Source organism: Comamonas sp. w2-DMI (assembly GCF_040187735.1).
Classification (GTDB): Bacteria; Pseudomonadota; Gammaproteobacteria; order Burkholderiales; family Burkholderiaceae_C; genus Comamonas; species Comamonas terrae.
Genome location: NZ_JBANEL010000081.1, coordinates 1 through 1,174, shown reverse-complemented (window position 1 = coordinate 1,174; position 1,174 = coordinate 1). Strand labels below are relative to the sequence as shown.

The 1,174-nt window shown below is 54.5% G+C and carries 1 protein-coding gene; it reads right to left on the bottom strand.

Annotated elements, in window-relative coordinates:
- Nucleotides 1-133: 133 nt before the first annotated feature.
- The gene (locus V8Z74_RS26170; protein WP_279851875.1) at nucleotides 134-1,105 is read right to left on the bottom strand and encodes an IS5 family transposase; all 972 of its coding nucleotides are present in this window, start codon (nucleotides 1,103-1,105) and stop codon (nucleotides 134-136) included.
- Nucleotides 1,106-1,174: the final 69 nt, after the last annotated feature.

Sequence of the window (1,174 nt, the reverse complement as noted above, 5' to 3'; positions counted from 1 at the left end):
TAGGGAACCTCTGCATAACTCGATTTCAAGCGTGATAGTGCTTGAACGAGCGTGAGGTCCGCTGGCCTCTGGCACTCAAGATGCCCACATTTGGCGGGCATCTTGCTTTTTCAGCGCCCACAACAGGCTGGGATTAGCTGTTTGCCAGCAAGCGGCCACGAGCCATCCACAAGTTCGCCAAAGCAAACAAGGTGTGCAATTGCTGGGTGTTCTTTCTCAAGCCTCGGTAGCGAACTTTGACGTAGCCAAACTGACGCTTGATGACTCTGAATGGGTGCTCGACTTTGGCCCGGATTTTGGATTTCACCTGCTCGAGCTGCTCTTGCATGGCCGATATCGGCTGCTGAGGATCCAGGGCCTTGCGCTGGCTGCGCTTCATGGCGATATGCCACTGGAATTTGCGCACGGGTGTTGGCTCTGGCATGTCAGGGCGTTTGTCAGCACCTTGGTAGCCTGCATCACCATAGCCATCTATCTCTTGGCCATGCAGCAGACTGTTGGCTTCAACCACATCACTGACGTTGGCCGATGTGCCCCGCACGGTGTGCACCAAGCCAGAATCCGCATCCACGCCGATATGGGCCTTCATGCCGAAGTACCACTGGTTGCCTTTCTTGCTCTGGTGCATCTCAGGATCACGAGATTTGGTGCTGTTTTTGGTCGAGCTAGGTGCCGCAATCAGTGTGGCATCCACGATGGTTCCCGTGCGAAGCAGCAGCTTTTTACTCTCCAGCAAGTCCGTGACCGTCTTCATAATGAGCTCGGCCAGCTTGTGTGTTTCCAATAGATGACGAAACCGCAGGATAGTGCTCTCATCAGGCGTGGCGCTGCCCCATGACAGGCCAACGAATTCCCGAAACAACGGCATGTCATGCAGCGCTTCTTCCATGGCAGGATCACTGAGGTTGAACCACTGCTGCATAAAGTGAATGCGCAGCAGCATCTCCACAGGAAACGGAGGCCGTCCTTTGCGACCTTCAGGTGCATATGGCGCAATCAAGTCCACCAACTCTTGCCATGGAACGACTTGCTGCATCTGCTCCAGGAATTCGCGTTTACGTGTTTTTTTGGTGGAAAGGTTCAGGCCAAGATCAAATTGCTGCATAGGCCGGGATGCTGCCGCACCCGGCACGCATGTGCAAGCACATGCGTTGGGGATTTATGCAGAGGTTTC